Origin of the sequence: Methylobacillus sp. (genome assembly GCF_036844465.1) — a bacterium.
In the GTDB taxonomy this organism is placed as follows: domain Bacteria; phylum Pseudomonadota; class Gammaproteobacteria; order Burkholderiales; family Methylophilaceae; genus Methylobacillus.
Genome location: NZ_DAIUFW010000006.1, coordinates 1 through 17394, shown reverse-complemented (window position 1 = coordinate 17394; position 17394 = coordinate 1). Strand labels below are relative to the sequence as shown.

18 protein-coding genes and 1 tRNA gene are annotated in these 17394 nt (G+C 55.6%); 12 read left to right on the top strand and 7 right to left on the bottom strand.

Going from position 1 to position 17394, the window contains the following annotated elements:
- Positions 1-24: 24 nt before the first annotated feature.
- From V7Z75_RS09100 to V7Z75_RS09070, 7 genes are read right to left on the bottom strand one after another with little or no spacing between them, the layout of a single operon-like run.
- Positions 25-1317, bottom strand: a complete 1293-nt coding sequence (locus V7Z75_RS09100) for a dihydroorotase (RefSeq protein WP_334108309.1) — start codon at positions 1315-1317, stop codon at positions 25-27.
- Entirely contained in the window at positions 1314-2267 is a 954-nt protein-coding gene (locus tag V7Z75_RS09095) for an aspartate carbamoyltransferase catalytic subunit (protein ID WP_334108308.1), read from the bottom strand. The genes V7Z75_RS09100 and V7Z75_RS09095 overlap by 4 nt, the downstream gene beginning before the upstream one ends.
- Entirely contained in the window at positions 2267-2791 is a 525-nt protein-coding gene (pyrR, locus tag V7Z75_RS09090; RefSeq protein ID WP_334108307.1) for a bifunctional pyr operon transcriptional regulator/uracil phosphoribosyltransferase PyrR, read from the bottom strand. The genes V7Z75_RS09095 and pyrR overlap by 1 nt, the downstream gene beginning before the upstream one ends.
- The gene (gene ruvX / locus V7Z75_RS09085; protein WP_334108306.1) at positions 2788-3228 is read right to left on the bottom strand and encodes a Holliday junction resolvase RuvX; all 441 of its coding nucleotides are present in this window, start codon (positions 3226-3228) and stop codon (positions 2788-2790) included. Before ruvX ends, pyrR begins: the two co-directional genes overlap by 4 nt.
- Entirely contained in the window at positions 3221-3790 is a 570-nt protein-coding gene (locus V7Z75_RS09080; protein WP_334108305.1) for a YqgE/AlgH family protein, read from the bottom strand. The genes ruvX and V7Z75_RS09080 overlap by 8 nt, the downstream gene beginning before the upstream one ends.
- Before the next feature lie 36 nt (positions 3791-3826).
- Positions 3827-4912, bottom strand: coding sequence for a bifunctional 3,4-dihydroxy-2-butanone-4-phosphate synthase/GTP cyclohydrolase II (gene ribBA, locus V7Z75_RS09075; RefSeq protein ID WP_334108304.1), 1086 nt, complete (start codon positions 4910-4912; stop codon positions 3827-3829).
- 35 nt (positions 4913-4947) lie between these two features.
- Positions 4948-5547, bottom strand: a complete 600-nt coding sequence (locus tag V7Z75_RS09070) for a riboflavin synthase (RefSeq protein WP_334108303.1) — start codon at positions 5545-5547, stop codon at positions 4948-4950.
- Positions 5548-5825: 278 nt separating this feature from the next.
- Between V7Z75_RS09070 and V7Z75_RS09065 the strand changes: the two genes are divergently transcribed.
- From V7Z75_RS09065 to V7Z75_RS09010, 12 genes are all read left to right on the top strand, one after another.
- Positions 5826-6509 (top strand): PEP-CTERM sorting domain-containing protein, encoded by a 684-nt coding sequence (locus V7Z75_RS09065; protein WP_334108302.1) that lies wholly within the window; start codon positions 5826-5828, stop codon positions 6507-6509.
- Positions 6510-6878: 369 nt separating this feature from the next.
- Positions 6879-7619, top strand: a complete 741-nt coding sequence (locus tag V7Z75_RS09060) for a PEP-CTERM sorting domain-containing protein (protein WP_334108301.1) — start codon at positions 6879-6881, stop codon at positions 7617-7619.
- A 131-nt stretch (positions 7620-7750) separates the two neighbouring features.
- Positions 7751-9016 carry a lipoprotein-releasing ABC transporter permease subunit gene (locus V7Z75_RS09055; protein WP_334108300.1) on the top strand — a complete coding sequence of 422 codons (1266 nt, stop codon included), beginning with the start codon at positions 7751-7753 and terminating at the stop codon, positions 9014-9016.
- A complete protein-coding gene (lolD, locus tag V7Z75_RS09050; protein WP_334108299.1) occupies positions 9009-9686 on the top strand; it encodes a lipoprotein-releasing ABC transporter ATP-binding protein LolD in 678 nt (225 codons plus the stop codon). The genes V7Z75_RS09055 and lolD overlap by 8 nt, the downstream gene beginning before the upstream one ends.
- Before the next feature lie 16 nt (positions 9687-9702).
- Positions 9703-12117, top strand: a complete 2415-nt coding sequence (locus tag V7Z75_RS09045; RefSeq protein ID WP_334108298.1) for a DNA internalization-related competence protein ComEC/Rec2 — start codon at positions 9703-9705, stop codon at positions 12115-12117.
- Between the two features lie 38 nt (positions 12118-12155).
- The gene (locus V7Z75_RS09040; protein ID WP_334108297.1) at positions 12156-12770 is read left to right on the top strand and encodes a MotA/TolQ/ExbB proton channel family protein; all 615 of its coding nucleotides are present in this window, start codon (positions 12156-12158) and stop codon (positions 12768-12770) included.
- Positions 12767-13189 carry an ExbD/TolR family protein gene (locus V7Z75_RS09035; RefSeq protein WP_334108296.1) on the top strand — a complete coding sequence of 141 codons (423 nt, stop codon included), beginning with the start codon at positions 12767-12769 and terminating at the stop codon, positions 13187-13189. The genes V7Z75_RS09040 and V7Z75_RS09035 overlap by 4 nt, the downstream gene beginning before the upstream one ends.
- 18 nt (positions 13190-13207) lie before the next feature.
- Positions 13208-14959: a lipid A export permease/ATP-binding protein MsbA gene (gene msbA, locus V7Z75_RS09030; RefSeq protein WP_334108295.1), complete on the top strand. Its 1752-nt coding sequence runs from the start codon at positions 13208-13210 to the stop codon at positions 14957-14959.
- A 74-nt stretch (positions 14960-15033) separates the two neighbouring features.
- Positions 15034-16044: a tetraacyldisaccharide 4'-kinase gene (gene lpxK / locus V7Z75_RS09025; protein ID WP_334108294.1), complete on the top strand. Its 1011-nt coding sequence runs from the start codon at positions 15034-15036 to the stop codon at positions 16042-16044.
- A gap of 3 nt (positions 16045-16047) precedes the next feature.
- Positions 16048-16230: a Trm112 family protein gene (locus tag V7Z75_RS09020; RefSeq protein ID WP_334108293.1), complete on the top strand. Its 183-nt coding sequence runs from the start codon at positions 16048-16050 to the stop codon at positions 16228-16230.
- On the top strand, positions 16230-17003 hold the full coding sequence (kdsB, locus tag V7Z75_RS09015) for a 3-deoxy-manno-octulosonate cytidylyltransferase (RefSeq protein WP_334108292.1): 774 nt from the start codon (positions 16230-16232) through the stop codon (positions 17001-17003). Before V7Z75_RS09020 ends, kdsB begins: the two co-directional genes overlap by 1 nt.
- A gap of 159 nt (positions 17004-17162) precedes the next feature.
- Positions 17163-17239, top strand: a tRNA-Met gene (locus tag V7Z75_RS09010).
- The last annotated feature ends 155 nt before the right edge of the window (positions 17240-17394 follow it).

The following is a 17394-nucleotide window of genomic DNA, read 5'->3' as shown; positions in this document are numbered from 1 at the left end:
GCCTTTTGTTTATCAGCATGTTATTCAGCGGTCTGAATCAATGGCGCCATAGGCAATCTCGCCATTGACCAGTGTATAGCGTACTTTCCCTGCCAGCTCCAAGCCATTGAACGGCGTGTTCTTGCCCTGGCTCAGCAGGTTTGCTGCTTCCACTTTCCAATATTGCTGCGGGTCGAAGATGCAGATATCGGCCTGAGCGCCGGTTGCCAGATGGCCCTGGCTGATGCCGAGGCGGGCGGCGGGGGCGCTGGTGATGCGGGCCAATGCTTCCATGAGGGGAGTTTTTTGTTCTTCCGCCCATTTGAGGGTGAGGGGCAGCAACAGTTCCAGACCAGTTGCGCCGGGTTCTGCTTCGCCGAACGGCACGAGCTTGCCGTCGTCATCCACTGGCGCATGGTCTGAACATACAAGGTCAATCGTGCCGTCTGCCAACCCTTGTCGCAGCGCATCGCGGTCACGCTGGCTGCGCAGCGGCGGTCGTAGATGACAATTAGCATTGAAGAAGCCGATATCATGCTCGGTCAGGTGCAGATGGTGGGCGCTGACGTCGCAAGTGATGTTCAAGCCTTTGCGTTTGGCTTCACGCACCATGTCCACACCCTCTGCACTGGAAAGTCGGCACAGATGTACTTTGGCACCGGTTTCCTGAGTGATATGCAAGATGGTGGCGAGCGCGAGGGTTTCCGCTGCGACAGGAATAGCCTTGAGGCCGAGACGGGCAGCAACTTCGCCGTCATGCGCAACACCTCCTTGCGCCAGGTAAGGCTCCTGCGGACGCAGCCAGACGGTAAAACCGAAAGTGGCGGCATATTGCAGCGCGCGCCATAGTACTTGGGTATCTACAACAGCCTGGTCAGCCTGCGAAAATCCGACGCAGCCTGCATCGGTCAGCTCGCTCATTTCCGTGAGCTGCTTGCCTGCCAGCTGGCGCGTGAGCGCGCCCAATGGATAGACATTGCTCAGGTGCAATTGACTGGCGCGATATTTGAGCATTTCCACCAGGCCGGATTCATCCAGTACCGGGTCGGTGTCAGGCGGGCAGGCAAGGCTGGTGACGCCGCCTGCCACGGCGGCGCGAAGTTCGCTCTTGAGAGTGGCCTTGTGCTCGTTGCCAGGTTCGCGCAGCCGGGCGGATACGTCCACCAGGCCGGGGCAGACGACTAATCCGCTGGCATCTATGGTCTGGTCTGCCGTGAAGTGGGCTGGTGCAGCGTCAATGCCACCAGCTATCTTGCCGCCGGAGACATAGATGTCCTGCACCGCGTCGATGTTGTTTTTGGGGTCGATCAGCCGACCTTGCTTGATGAGGATGTTCATTCGGAGTTTCCTGCGAGTATGCTCATGACGGCCATGCGCACGGCAATGCCATAGGTGACCTGTGGCAGGATCACGGATTGCTTGCCGTCGGCCACGGCAGAATCGATTTCCACACCGCGGTTCATGGGGCCAGGGTGCATGACGATAGCGTCCGGCCTGGCAAGGGCCAGTTTCTCAGGTGTGAGACCATAGCACTTGAAGTATTCCTGAGCACTCGGCAACAATGCGCCGTTCATGCGCTCGTTCTGCAGGCGCAGCATCATGACGACATCTACATCCTTCAGGCCTTCACGCATATCGTGGTAAACCTGCACGCCGAGTTTTTCCACATATTGCGGTAGCAGGGTCTTGGGCGCGATGACGCGGATTTCGGGCACGCCCAGCGTGGTGAGCGCGTGGATTTCAGAACGCGCCACGCGAGAGTGCAATACATCGCCGACTACCGCGATGCGCAGGTTGTGCATCTCCGGTTTGTAGCGGCGGATGGTGAATACGTCGAGCAGACCCTGGGTCGGGTGGGCATGGCGGCCATCCCCGGCGTTGATGACATGGATGTGGGGCGCGACGTGCTGCGCGATGAAATGGGCCGCGCCCGATTCCGCATGGCGGATGACGAACATATCGGCATGCATGGCGGTGAGGTTGTCGATGGTATCGAGGATGGTTTCCCCCTTGGATTGTGAGGAAGTGCCCACATTGAGGGTAATGACATCCGCCGACAGGCGCTTGGCCGCGATCTCGAAGGTTGTGCGTGTGCGCGTGCTGTTCTCGAAAAACAGGTTGCAGACGGTCTTGCCGCGCAGCAAAGGCACTTTCTTGACCTCACGCTCGGCCACGCCGACGAAGGATTCTGCAGTATCCAATATCTGGTTGAGAATGGTGCGCGGCAAGCCTTCTGTAGTGAGCAGGTGCTTGAGCTTGCCATCCTTGGTCAGTTGAGGGTTATGCATCAGGCATTTTCCTCCAGGCTGAATTGCAGTTGGTTGTTTTCGTCGCGGGATAATTGCAGTTTCTGTTCGAGCGGGATATCCAGTTGCAAGGCCGCTACCTGCGGGCAGATCGGCAGCTCGCGCCCGCCGCGATCCACCAGAACGGCGAGGGTGATGCTGGCGGGCCTGCCGTAGTCGAACAGTTCGTTCATGGCGGCGCGGATGGTGCGGCCGGTATAGAACACGTCATCAAGCAGGATGATGTGGCGATCTTCCACGTCAAAAGAAATCTGCGAAGGACGGGTCTCGGCATGCAGGCCGCGCTGATTGTAATCATCCCGGTAAAAGGAGCTGTCCAGCATGCCAAGCTCCAGCGAGCAGTGGGGGTGCGATTGCTGTAACAGGGGAAACAGTCGTTCAGCAATCCATGCACCACCGCTGTGGATACCGACAATTGCGGTCTTGGGCTGGATATAAGGAGCTAGTTGTTGTTGCAGCGTAAGCAGCAGGTGTTCTGCATTAGGTAATGTTAGGTGCGAAGTCATGAGGCAAGTCTATCAAAATAGGATTGCAGGATATGTTGGGCGGCGACCTGATCAAGCAGGGGTTTTTGCTTGCGGCCAGTGATGCCGGTTTGCCGCAATGCCTGGCTGGCTTCCGCCGAACTCAGGCGTTCGTCCACCAGTGTGACTGGCAGGTTGAACCTGCCTTCCAGCCGGCGCGCGAATTTGCGGCATAGCTGGGTCAATTCGTGTTCGTCGCCATTCAGGTAACTGGGCAGGCCAACCACGAGGGAGGCTGGCTGCCATTCAGTGATCAACGCGGCAATGGCGGCAAAGCGCTTGTCATTGGCTTCTTCATCAATCGTGACCAGCGGGTGGGCAATGCTGAGCAAATGCTCGCCAATGGCGACGCCGATGCGCTTTTCGCCGAAGTCGAAGCCAAGCACGCAGCCTTGCCGGGCAGGCCCAGGGTCAGGCATGTCCGGCTACCTCGGTCAGGCGGGAAAAATCCAGTCCTAGTAACGCCATGGCGGCCCCTACTTTTTCCTGCGGCGCTAGGCTGAACAACAGGTGGTCACGCTGTTCCGCCGTGGCTTCTATCGTCAACCAGGCATTTTGCGCGATTTCCTCTTCCAGCTGGCCCGGCGACCAGCCAGCATAACCCAGGCTGATGAGAAAATTGCTGGGCGCGTTGCCATCGGCAATTGCCTGCAGGATATCCCTGGAAGTGGTGAGGCCGGTATCATTGCCCAGATCCATGGTGGAATCCCATTCCTGCAAGGGCTGGTGCAGCACAAAACCGCGATCTTGCTGCATGGGACCGCCGAAGTAGATGGGGTGGTCGGCCAGGCTGGTGGCTGTCGGCATGTTCAATTGCTTGAATAACGCCTGTAAATCCATCTCAAAGGGGCGGTTGATGACGAGGCCGACAGCGCCTTCTTCGCTATGCTCCCAGAGATAGGTGATGGATTTCGCGAAATTGGGATCAGCCATGCCCGGCATGGCAATCAGGAATTGACCGGTGAGATTCATGTTTTCCACGCGAGAACTCTTAAAAACTGATGATGAGCAAGTGGCTCAGGGTGCTTCAACATATCCGGTGATTTCCAGACCGAAACCGACAATGCTAGGCATTTTGCGCGGGGCGGCCAGCAGCTTCATTTTGCGCACGCCAAGGTCAAGCAGGATTTGCGAGCCGATGCCGTAGTTGCGCAAATCCTGGCGGATGCGCACCGGCTCGTCGGCAAACTTGATGCGCTCAACGAGGTTTGTGGCATCTTCGCCGCCGTGCAACAGTACGACCACGCCGCTTTGCGCCTCCTGTATCTTTCTCATGGCCTGCAAGGTGTTCCACGAGTGTGAGCGGCTGCTCTCGTCGATGAGGTCGAAGACGGAAAGCGGTTCGTGCACGCGCACGAGGACTTCCTGGCTTGGGTTTATCTCGCCTTTCACCAGCGCCAGGTGGGTTTCGTTGGCGATCATGTCGGCATAGGCGATCAGGCGCATCGGGCCGTAGGGAGTGACGACCTCGCGCTCGGCGGCGCGCTTGACCAGGCATTCGTTTTCATTGCGATACTGGATCAGGTCGGCAATGGTGCCGATCTTGAGCTTGTGCTGTTTGGCAAACTCCATCAAGTCCGGCAGCCGTGCCATGCTGCCGTCTTCCTTGAGAATTTCGCAAATGACGGAAGCCGGCGTGAGCCCCGCCAGCGCGGCAAGGTCGCAACCCGCCTCGGTGTGACCGGCACGCACCAGCACGCCGCCATTCTGTGCTGCCACCGGGAAGATATGCCCAGGGCTGACGATGTCGCTCGGTTGGGCATTCGGTGCGACCGCTGCCTGTATCGTCCTGGCGCGGTCGCTGGCGGAAATGCCTGTGGTGACACCGGTAGCGGCTTCGATCGACACGGTAAAATTGGTGCCCATGCCGCTGCCGTTCTTCTGCACCATGGCAGGCAGGTTGAGCTGTTTGCAGCGGTCTTCGGTCAAGGTCAGGCAGATCAGGCCACGGCCATGTCTGGCCATGAAGTTGATGTGCTCGGCAGTGGTGAATTGCGCGGCCAGCACCAGGTCGCCCTCGTTTTCCCGGTCTTCTTCATCCACAAGGATAACCATGCGCCCCTGGCGCATTTCTTCAATGATTTCAATGGTGGGACTGATCATGTTGGCTCAAGAGGTGAGGTTGCATGGGTAAGGGTTCAGGCCGGGGTGTCGTTCCATTGGGTCATGCGATCGACATAGCGGGCAATGAGGTCAACTTCCAGATTGACGCGGCTACCCACGCCCAGGCTTTTCAAGGAGGTGACCTCCACGGTATGGGGGATGAGATTGACGCTGAAATCGTCGCCATCAACCCTGTTCACGGTCAGGCTGACGCCATCAATGGTCACGGAACCCTTGACAGCGATATAGCGTGACAATGCATGCGGCGCGCGTACCACCAGCAGCATGCTTTCACCCACAGGCTCAAAACGGATGACCTGGCCCACGCCATCCACGTGGCCGCTGACCAAATGGCCGCCCAATCGGTCGGAAAGTCGCAGGGCTTTTTCCAGATTGACATCGCGCGGGGTATCCAGCCCCACCGTGCAGGAAAGCGTTTCCTTGGAAACATCTGCCTCGAATGATCTTTCCCCCAAGGTAATGACGGTCAGGCAAACGCCATTAACGGCAATGCTGTCGCCAATGGCGACGTCTTGCAAATCAAGGCTGCCGGTATTGATGGCAAGCCTGGCGTCTTCGCCATGGGGAGTGATGGTGCTGATGTGGCCTTGGGCCTGAATGATGCCGGTAAACATAGCGTGGATTTTAACAGACGTACCGGCCAGTTTGGCGGAATATTGCGCCGGAATATACAGGCTGGAAAAGGGATGATCGGGGTTAGTCCAATGGGACTAATTAGTACAGATGGGCTAAATGCAAGGGAAGCGATCAAGGCTATATTGGCGACATATCACCCCAGCGACATTAGCAATTCAGTTTTCTGGCGGCGATAGGTATATGGGGTGCATGAATATCCCATGTGTTGTCCGATGATTCGGCATGCAGATCAAAAGCAAAGAAAAAGGAGATAGTGATGTTAAATTTCAAGGGGATCGCAGGTGCGGCAGTGGTTGGTTTGGCATTGGCAAGCCAGGGTGCATTTGCGTCAGATAATATCGATGCGACATTGAACGGTTTTGAATACAGCGGCAAAAATGATGCTGTCACTGTGGATTGGAGTTTTAATGGCAGTGCCTGGAGCAAGGCGTACGCTGGCGCTTTCAGCGGCACCTTCGATCTCAACAGCGAGTCTTTTGTCTCATTCTGTGTTGAAGTGACCCAGAAGGCTGCTGCCTGGGGATCGACAGCTAGCTACACAGAGGCTTCCTTTAGTTCCACGGTTGCCGGCAACCTGACCAATTTGGCAAACAAATACTATTCGTCTGTCAGTGACTCCTTGACCTCTGCGGCATTCCAGATGGCCGTCTGGGAAATCGTGCTGGAAGACGGCGCATTCGACCTGACAAGCGGCGCGTTCAAAGTCAAGAACAGCGCGGAAGCGATCAGCCTCGCCCAGAGCTGGTTGAATGGCATCAACGACGACAACGTGTTGGCCACTGGCGATTACAGTCTGCGCTATCTGCAAAATGGCAAGTACCAAGACATGCTGGTGCTGACCCCAGTGCCTGAGCCTGCCACTTACGGCATGCTGCTGCTGGGCATGGGGCTGATTGGATTGTTCGCCCGCCGCCGCTCCACTCCTGTTATCAGCGCCTGATCGAGTACAGGACGTATGAGCCAAAAAAGGCCTTTCCATTTGGGAGGGCTTTTTATTGCCAGCCGCTAATTGCGGGCAAAGGTGTCAGGACGAGTCAGAGCGCCAGAAATCTGCATTTAGCCCTAAGTCAAGGGGATTAGTCCAATGAAACTAATTAGTACGGATGGGCTATAGGCAGAGGAAACGATAGGCCGTACATTGCGCTCCACAAAAAGGCCGGGCGAGTGGATGGTATGAAAAGCTGGCCTGGATTGTGCATGGAAATACATGTTTCGCGTTCTGGTGATGATGGATATACGGAATGCGGGGACATTTCAGCAGCGATGCCGAAAATTCGGCACCGTGGATAACTTAAAAAAGGAGAAAGTGATGTTGAATTTCAAGGGGACAATGGCAGGCGCTGTTCTGGTTGGCATGAGTGTCGTTAGCCAGGCTGCATTTGCGGACAACGCCAAGGTAACCAAGTTTGAATATTCCGATGTCGTTGATGTCAAGATCAGCAGCAATAGCGGAAAATCGTGGAATACAGTCCAGGCTGGCGCCTACCAAGGCACTTTTGCCAATGGTGATAGCTTCGCTGCGTTCTGCATAGAAATTTCCCAGAACCTGGCGCCATGGGGCAGCACGGTTTCCTATACCGATGGCAGCAGCGTTTATGCCAAGTTCACTGATAGCCTGACTTCGCTGGCAAACAAGTATTATTCCTTCGTGGATGACGCGGTATCTTCCGCCGCATTCCAGATCGCGATCTGGGAAATCGTGACGGAAGACAAGAAGGGTTTGAACCTCGATAAAGGAACCTTCCGGGCTGACAATACGACGATGCAAGTCAAGAATGGTTGGTTGGGTTGGAAGACCGTAGACAATCCAGATTCCCTGGCTGCCGTGACCTTGGCACAAACATGGCTGGCTGGCCTGGGTGACGACAGTATTGCCGACACTGGCAACTATAGCCTGGAGTACCTGAAGAACAAGAAATATCAAGATCTGGTGATCTTCACGCCAATTGCAGCCGTACCAGAGCCATCGACCTATGGCATGCTGCTGCTGGGCATGGGCCTGGTTGGGCTGTTCGCGCGCCGTCGCACTGCACAATCCATCCGCATGTAATCAGTTACTGGATGCATGAATCAAGCCCTTCCTGAAACGGAAGGGCTTTTTGTTTTCTGGCTTGCGGAAACAAGTCAGGCAAGCCGATGGCTGCATGCTGTGTTTGGCGGGCTTTCACGCTAGAATGCCGCATGACATTTTTCAGACAACTTCCCTTTGAGCTTTTTGTCGGCTTGCGCTACACGCGGGCGAAAAGGCGCAATCACTTCATTTCATTTATTTCCCTGACCAGCATGGTGGGCATCGGCCTGGGTGTGGCGGCGCTGATCATCGTGCTTTCGGTGATGAACGGTTTTCAGGAGGAGCTGCGCAACCGCATCCTGGGCGTGGCCTCGCACCTGCAGATCACCGGGCCGGACAATACGCTGGAGGATTGGCCCAGGCTGGCGCGGCAGGTGGAGGGGGCTCCCCATGTGCAGGCGGCAGCGCCTTACATCATGGCGCAAGGGATGCTGTCTTTCGGCCAGGCGGTGCAAGGGGCGATTATTCGCGGCGTCTTGCCCAATGACGAAGATAAAGTGGCCGAGCTCGGCAGCCATATGCGGGCTGGCAAGCTGGAAGACTTGAAGCCAGGTGAATTCGGCGTGGTGCTGGGTTCGGAGCTTGCTCAATCCCTGGGCGTGGCGCTGGGCGACAAGGTGGTGCTGATGGCACCGCAGGGCCAGTTCACCCCGACCGGGTTGGTGCCACGCATCAAGCAGTTCCGCGTGGTGGGCTTGTTCGAGATCGGTATGTATGAATACGACGCGGGTTTGGCGTTGATCCATATTAGTGATGCTGCCAAACTCTACCGCATGGGCGAAAAGGTTTCGGGGGTGCGCCTCAAGCTGGATGATCTGTTTAGGGCGCCCGCCGTGGCGCGCCAGCTTGGAGAGCGCCTGATGGGGGTGGGCAATTATTACATCAGCGACTGGACGCAGCAGCATGCGAATTTCTTCCGCGCCATCCAGATGGAAAAACGCGTGATGTTTATTATCCTGGCGCTGATTGTGGCAGTGGCTGCGTTCAATATCGTTTCCACGTTGGTGATGGCGGTCACGGACAAGCGCGCGGATATCGCGATCATGCGCACCTTCGGCGCCAGCCCGCGCAGCATCATGCAGATATTCATCGTGCAGGGCGCCTTGATTGGCGTCATCGGGACAGTGGTGGGGGCATTCTTCGGCGTGCTGATCGCGCTCAATATTGATGTCATCGTGCCATTCATCGAACGCATGTTCGGCGTGCAGTTTCTCGCCAAGGACGTGTACTACATCAGCGACCTGCCTTCCCGGTTGTTATGGTCTGATGTCACGGTGATCGTGGTGCTGTCTTTTGTGCTGAGCCTGCTGGCGACGCTGTACCCGAGCTGGCGCGCAGCCAGGATCAACCCGGCGGAGGCTTTGCGCTATGAATGACCAGATCATCCTGCAGTGCACGGACTTGCAGAAAACCTATACCGGCCTTGATGTGGCCGTGCTCAATGGCATCAGCTTGCAGGTCAATACCGGTGAACAGATTGCCATCGTGGGGACTTCAGGTTCGGGCAAAAGCACATTGTTGCACTTGCTGGGCGGGCTCGATGAGCCTACCGCTGGCAGCGTACAGGTCATGGGCAAGCCTCTGGTTGCCTTGAGCGAGGCGCAGCGCGGCCAGTTGCGCAATCAGGCGTTGGGTTTCGTATATCAGTTCCACCATCTTTTGCCGGAATTCACTGCCCTGGAAAATGTTGCCATGCCCCTGATGATAAGGCGTGTGGCACGGGAAGAGGCAATGGAGCAGGCACGGGAATTGTTAGATAAAGTAGGGTTGGGACATCGCGTGGAGCACATGCCGGGCGAACTTTCCGGCGGCGAGCGCCAGCGGGCGGCAGTTGCCCGCGCATTGGTGACCAATCCCCGCTGCGTGCTGGCCGATGAGCCGACAGGCAACCTTGACCGGCATACGGCCCAAGGCGTATTCGACTTGCTGCTGGAACTGAATCGCGGCCATGGAGTAAGCCTGGTGGTGGTGACGCATGATCTTGAGCTGGCGGGACGCATGCAGCGGCAATACCGCCTGCAGGACGGCAAGTTGAATCCTTTCTGACGAGACAGCATCGAGAATGCCTGTGTTTGCACTGATGTTTGTCGCCGGTGCCTGGGCATTGCAACAGTTTCCCTGGCTACCATCCTTGACCTGGGGATGGGGAATATTGCCGGTCGCTGTGCTCTTCTATTGTCTTCGCACATTCACTGTCATCCGCTGCGTACTGCTAGCAGTGCTGGGCTTGACGCTCGGGTTTTTCTGGGCGGCATGGCTGGCCCAGGGGCGCATGGCAGATGAACTGCCTCCCGCATGGCAAGGCCGGGACATCGCTATCGTAGGCGTGGTAGCCAGCCCTCCCGTTATGCACGACCGTGGCATGCGGTTCGATTTTGATGTGGAACAGGTGCAGACTGCGGGGGCTGCTGTTCCCAGGCGCATCTCGTTGATCCACTATGCCGGCGGTTTTGCGATGGCAGCACCTACACCTGCCGAGACTGCTGAAAAAGCTAATCTTCCCGTATTTCATGCAGGCGAGCGCTGGCAATTGACGGTGCGTCTCAAGCGGCCTCACACCACTTCCAATCCGCATGGATATGATTTCGAACTGTGGATGCTGGAGCGTAATATCAGGGCCAGCGGTTATATCCGCCAGCAACCAGAAGCTGTCCGTCTGGATGAGAGGGTCAACCGGCCTGGGTATTGGATAGAGATGGTGCGGGAATCCGTGAGCCAGCGCATAGCGCGAGTGTTGCATGGGCAGTCTTATGCCGGTGTGTTGAAGGCGCTGGCGATTGGCGAGGATGATGATATCTCCCAGCAGGATTGGCAGGTGTTCCGCAATACTGGGATTATCCATCTCGTCAGCATTTCCGGCCTGCATATCACCATGCTCTCAGGCATGGTTTATGTAATGGTGGCTGGTTTCTGGCGACGGGTGCCGCGATGGGCATTGTATTTGCCAGCCCGCAAGGCAGGTTTGCTGGCAGGAGTAATCGCGGCGATAGCCTATTCTCTGGTGGCGGGGTTTTCCATCCCGACACAGCGCACTTTGTACATGTTGTCCGTGTTTGCGCTGGCATTCTGGTCCGGCCGCCGTGTATCCGTGAGCCGTGTGCTGCTGCTGGCGCTGTTCGTCGTTGTACTGATCGACCCATGGGCGGTGCTTGCCGCTGGTTTCTGGCTTTCATTCGGAGCGGTGGCTGCCATGGTCTATGCCATGAGCGGACGGCTGCACAGGCCGCATTGGCTGCGTGATGCCGTAGCGACGCAGTGGGCAGTCACGATCGGCCTGATGCCGGTATTGCTGATGTTGTTTGGACAGGTATCCCTGATTTCACCGCTTGCCAATGCATTCGCCATTCCCCTGGTCAGCCTGGTAATTGTGCCCTTGACCTTGCTCGGGAGTTTCCTGCCTCTGGATTCGTTGTTATGGCTGGCGCACTGGATCATGCAGCTTGCCATGGGTTTGTTGAAATGGCTCAGCGCCTTGCCAGTAGCAGTCTGGCAGCAGCATATGCCATCTGTATTGGCCATGTTGCTCGCGGTGGCAGGCGTGATTTGCCTGATGTTGCCGCGAGGGGTTCCATTGCGCTGGCTGGGGGTGATGGCGATATTGCCATTATTTCTTGAAATGCCGCCCGTCCCTAGTGGTGGCGATATGCAGGTTGCGGTGCTGGATGTGGGTCAAGGGCTGGCGGTAGTGGTGAGAACGGAGAATCACGCGCTGCTCTATGACACCGGGCCGCGGTTTTCCAATGAAAGCGACAGCGGCAACCGTGTCATTGTGCCTTACCTGCATGGCGCAGGCATCAGGCGGCTCAATGGCATGGTCGTGAGCCATGATGATCTCGATCATACGGGCGGAATAGATTCCGTATTGGCGGCAATGCCGGTGGATTGGGTGCTGAGTTCGCTGCCATCCGGCAAGCCATCGCTGGCAAAGGTGCAGCACCTGCCCTGCCAGGCTGGACAGAAATGGCAATGGGATGGGGTTGAGTTCGATATGCTATATCCGGCGAATGCCGCCCGCTTGCCGGAAAAGGCGAGCACCAATAACCGCAGTTGCGTGCTACGTATCCGCAGTGCAGCAGGCAGTCTGTTGTTGCCTGGCGATATAGAGCGCTCCGCCGAATCAGACCTCTTGGATGCGGCGGGGGAGAGTATGAGCGCAGACGTGCTGGTGGCGCCGCATCACGGCAGCAGGACTTCTTCTACTGCCCGGTTTGTGGATGCCGTCAAACCGCAGGTGGTCATTTTTACCGCCGGATATCTCAACCGTTTTCATCATCCTCGATCTGAGGTGATGGAGAGGTATGCCGCAATGGGAGCCAATCTTTACCGTTCGGACCATGATGGCGCCATTGTGCTGGAATTCAGGCAAAAAGAGGGGATCGGTGTAACGCGTTGGCGCAGAAAAGCGCAACGCTACTGGCACAATCAGCCTGCCGGTTTTATCGCGGCTTCCCTTGCTGAAACCGGAAACGCGCGATAAAGTAACGCCACTTTACAGAACATCTTAGGGGCACTTTTGTGTGGGAAATCATTAAAGCGGCAGGATGGCCGATCTGGCCGCTGATCTTTGCTTCGATTGTCGCAGTAGCCATTATCATCGAACGCCTGATTGCATTGCGCGAACAGCAGATCGTTCCCAAAACGCTGTTGCCGGAAGTGCAAAAGTGGTTGGGACAGGGACATGCTGGCGTCACGGCGGAAGCATTATCCCGATTGGAAAAGCACTCCTTGCTGGGGGCGGTATTCTCCAGCGCACTGAGAAACCTGGGAGCATCGCGTGAAGTGATCAAGGAGGCAGTGGAAGAGTCGGGCCGCGCAGCTGCGCACAAGCTGGAAAGATATCTGAATACATTGGGAACGATTGCGACAGTAAGCCCATTATTGGGCCTGTTGGGCACCGTGATCGGGATGGTGGAACTGTTCGGTGCTTTCACAGCGACAGGCCACGATGTTGCGCAGTTTGCCCGCGGTATTTCCGTGGCACTGTACAATACTGCTGGCGGTATCGTGGTGGCAGTGCCCGCCATGATTTTTCATCGCTACTTCCGCGGCAAGATTGATGGATTTATTGTCGACATGGAGCAGGAAGCGGTCAAACTGGTCGAAATTATCCATGGTGAGCGCAAGGAATGAATTTCCAACGAGGTAAAAAGCACGAGGAACTGGAAATGAACCTTGTGCCCTTGATTGACGTATTGCTGGTGATCATCATCTTCCTGGTGGTAAGCGCGACTTTCTCACGCGTCACGGAGTTGCAGATCAACTTACCGACGGCGGAAGCAGAAGCACCGCAGGATAAGCCCTTGGTCATTAATGTCGGAGTGGATGAATCCGGGCATTATGTGGTCAATAACAATGAAGTATCGGACACTTCCGTAACTGGTATTGCCGATGCACTGCGCAAGGCGGCAGGAGACGGCAAGGATCCTACCATCATCATCAGCGCGGATGCCAAAAGCACTCATCAGTCAGTGGTGAATGTCATGGAAGCATCGCGCCAGGCAGGTTATAGCCAGATCACATTTGCAACACAAGCACGCTCCGGTTCTTGATTTTTTAAAGTATTCAACATGACCAACGATGCACAGGGGATGGCGCCAGCCTCCACGCCAAGTGCCCGGGCGCTGTATTTGCGCCTGCTCAGATATGCAGCCCGCTACTGGTTTGTCTTCCTCATCAGCGTCATCGCACTGGTGACTTTCTCTGCAACCAACACAGGCTTTCTGGCCGCCATCAAGATGGTGACGGACGAGGGCTTCGTCAAGCAGGATTCAGCCAAGTTGAGCCTGCTGCCGTTCATGTTGTTCGGCCTACTTGCTATCCGCGCATTGGCTGGTTTTGTGTCCAATTTCGCCATGCGTTGGGTGGCGCGGCGCGTGGTGGAGAATTTGCGTCAGGATACCTTCCGTCGCCTGATGAGCTTGCCCGTGAGTTTTTTTGATTCGGTGTCGGCAGGGGTGGTGACTTCCAAACTGACCTACGATACCGAGCAGATGTCTGGCGCGGCCACCAAGGTGGCCATGAGCGCCGTACGCGATACACTGACTATTCTCGGCATGGTGGGATACATGCTGTACCTGGATTGGCAGCTGACCCTGATTTTTGCTGTGGTAGCCCCGGCGATGGCGTGGTACCTGAAGAGCATGACGCCAAGGTTACGCAGCTCTGGCAAGGCCGTGCAGCAATCCATGGGCGAAATGACCAAGGCGATTGAAGAAGCGGTATCAGGGCAGCGCATGGTGAAGATATTCGGCGGCGGTGATTATGAGTATCAACGCTTTGCCAAGGTGGCGGGCAAGAACCGCCATATGCAGATTCGCCTGGCGCGCTTCTCTGGCATGAACAGCATGGTGGTCGAACTGTTGGCAGGCGTTGCCTTGGCCCTGGTAGTGTTCTATGCCGTGGGCAAGTTCAGCGCGGGGGAGTTTGCCGCTTTTATCGGCGCTTTACTCATGTTGATCGGACCTATCAAGACACTGACCAGTCTTAATGAGGAGTTGCAGGTTGGCCTTGCTGCCGCGCATAGCGTATTCGAGCTGATCGATAACGTGCCTGAAGTAGACGATGGCAAAACGGAGATAGCGCGGGCCAAGGGCGAAATCGTCTTTGATCATGTAACCCTGCAGTACCCTACGGCGAACCGCCCTGCGTTGATTGATCTGGATTTTACAGTCAAGCCAGGTGAAAAAGTGGCTCTGGTTGGTCGCTCTGGCGGCGGTAAATCGACCTTGGTCAATTTGTTGCCACGTTTTTATGAAGCGCAACAGGGCCGGGTGCTGATTGATGGTGTCGATATTCGGGAGCTTAGCCTGAAAAGCCTGCGCCAGCAGTTTTCCCTGGTCAGTCAGGAGGTCATCCTCTTTAATGACACGGTGTTCAATAATATTGCCTATGGTGTGCTGCGTGACGCCAGGGAAGAAGATGTGATTGTTGCCGCCAAGGCTGCGCATGCGTGGGATTTTATCCAGCAGCTGCCACAAGGTTTGATGACCGAAATTGGCGACCGTGGCGTGCGTCTTTCCGGCGGCCAGCGGCAGCGTTTGGCAATTGCGCGTGCTATTCTCAAGAATGCGCCCATTCTCTTGCTGGATGAGGCGACTTCCGCGCTGGATACTGAATCCGAGCGCCATGTGCAGGCAGCGCTGGATGAGTTGATGCAAAACCGGACTTCAATCGTCATTGCACATAGGCTCTCCACTATAGAGAACGCGGATCGGATACTGGTCATGGAGCAAGGGCAGATTATTGAGGGCGGAAGCCATGCCGAACTATTGGCTTTGAACGGACATTACGCCAAACTTTACCGAAAGCAGTTTCACTGATTGTTACTAGCTTGTGGTGCCATTGCCAGTTTGACCAATCAGTTTACTAACCATTTCATCAGGAGTTGCTGACCATGCACCAGTCATTCAGCCGATGGCTGGAACGCCAGTGGTACCAGCGTACTGGCTGGCAGATTATCCTTAGGCCGGTGTCGTGGGTGTTCCGCATGTTGACGACCTTGCGCAGGTTGGCTTATCGGCTGCGCTTGTTCAAGTCGCAGAAACTGTCTATTCCCGTCATTATCGTCGGCAATATCAGTGTAGGTGGCACCGGCAAGACGCCATTCGTCATCTGGCTGGTGCAACTGTTGCGGCAGAATGGCTGGTACCCCGGCATTATCAGCCGTGGTTATGGTGGTAATGTCATTCATACCCACCAAGTTACCAAAGATAGCTCTCCGCATGATGTCGGAGACGAACCCGTCCTGCTGGTGCAGCGCACTGGCGCACCTTTATATGTCGGGCGCAAGCGCACGCGTGCTGCGCGTTACCTGTTGCGGGATTATCCCGAGTGCAACCTCATTATCAGCGATGATGGCCTGCAGCATTATGCGCTTGAACGGGATATGGAAATCATCATCATTGATGGGGAGCGTGTATTCGGCAACGGGCAGCTATTGCCCGCCGGTCCTTTGAGAGAAGCCAGTACACGTTTGGAGGAGGCGGATGCTGTTGTTTTCAACAGCGGACCTCCTGCTGCAGGCAGTTATCTCATGCAGCTGGTACCAGAAGGCCTGCGCAGGCTGAATAATCCAGAAGATCGCATGGAGTTATCCGAGCTGATCGGCAAACAGGTGCATGCGGTCGCCGGTATCGGCAATCCACAAAGATTTTTCGGCCAACTGGAAAAGTTAGGCATGATTGTGGAGGCACATCCTTTTGCGGATCATCATGCCTATAGCGAAGCTGATTTCCAGTTCGCCAAGGATGACATCGTGCTGATGACAGAAAAGGATGCCGTTAAATGTATTCCCTTCGCACGCGAGAACTGGTGGTTCATGCCCATCAGCGCAGAGATAGACCGTAGCCTTGCGGAGAAAATTCTGTCACGCCTGACCAGACTTATGGAAGAAAAGGAAACTTGATCAATGGATGCAAAACTTCTTGAAATCTTGGTATGCCCAATTTGCAAGGGACCATTGCACTATAAAAAGACAGAGCAGGAGTTTGTCTGTAAACCATGCCGTCTGGCTTATCCCATTCATGACGGTATTCCCGTCATGCTGGAAGAGGAGGCGCGCAAGCTGCCGCCTGAGGAAGAGGTTGCCTAATGACGTTCAAGGTCGTGATTCCTGCCCGTTACGCCAGTAGCCGCCTGCCAGGGAAGCCATTGCTGGATATCGCTGGCAAGCCCATGGTGGTGCGGGTTGTCGAACAGGCTATCGCCAGTGGAGCGGCTGAGGTAATCGTTGCCACAGATCATGAGCAGATTCGGGATGCGGTGGGAGGTTATGGATATGAAGTGATTATGACCAATCCGGAACATGCCTCCGGAACCGACAGAATTGCCGAAGTCGTGCAAAAGCAAGGCTGGAGCGATGACACTATTGTAGTGAATGTACAGGGAGACGAGCCGTTGATCGATCCGGCGCTGATCGGTGAAGTGGCTGGCAACCTGGCCTCGCATGCGGAGGCTGCAATGTCCACAGCCTGTCATACCCTGCACGATACCCCTTCAATTCTGAATCCTAATATTGTTAAAGTGGTGCTCGATCAGCAAGGACATGCCCTCTATTTCAGTCGCGCCCCTATTCCTTACCCTCGTGATGCATTTGCCGCTAACCGTGATGTGCCGGCAGACATGCCGGTATATAGGCATATTGGCGTGTATGCCTATAGGGCGGGGTTTTTGCGCGCATATGCGGCACTCACGCCATCCGTCATTGAGCATATTGAAATGCTGGAACAACTGCGTGTCCTTTGGCATGGATATAAAATCAGTGTCGAAATCACAGAAAAAGCACCGGCTGCCGGCGTGGATACTGAAGCAGACCTGACCTATGTCCGTGCTGCCATCATCAGTAATGAAAATAAACCGCTATAATCGATAGCTAACTAATTGATTCCGTAATGATAGACTTCAATGGGTGAACTGGATCATAGTTTAAATGCCAGAAATGCATTGACATCGGGAATCCGGCTTTGCTATAGTCTCGTTTCTCGACGCAACGCAAGTTAATAGATGTGTTGCGAAGACATCGGTCGCGGGGTGGAGCAGTCTGGCAGCTCGTCGGGCTCATAACCCGAAGGTCACAGGTTCGAATCCTGTCCCCGCAACCAAATCGCAAGTTTTACAAATTAGTGTTGACATATAAATTCTGATCTGTAAAATGCGCGGCTCGCTGATGAGATGGGTAGCGAAGTTGGTGGTGAAGATTATTGAATAATAAATTTTCGAAACTGGCTTGACCGAATTAAAAAGGTCTGTATAATGC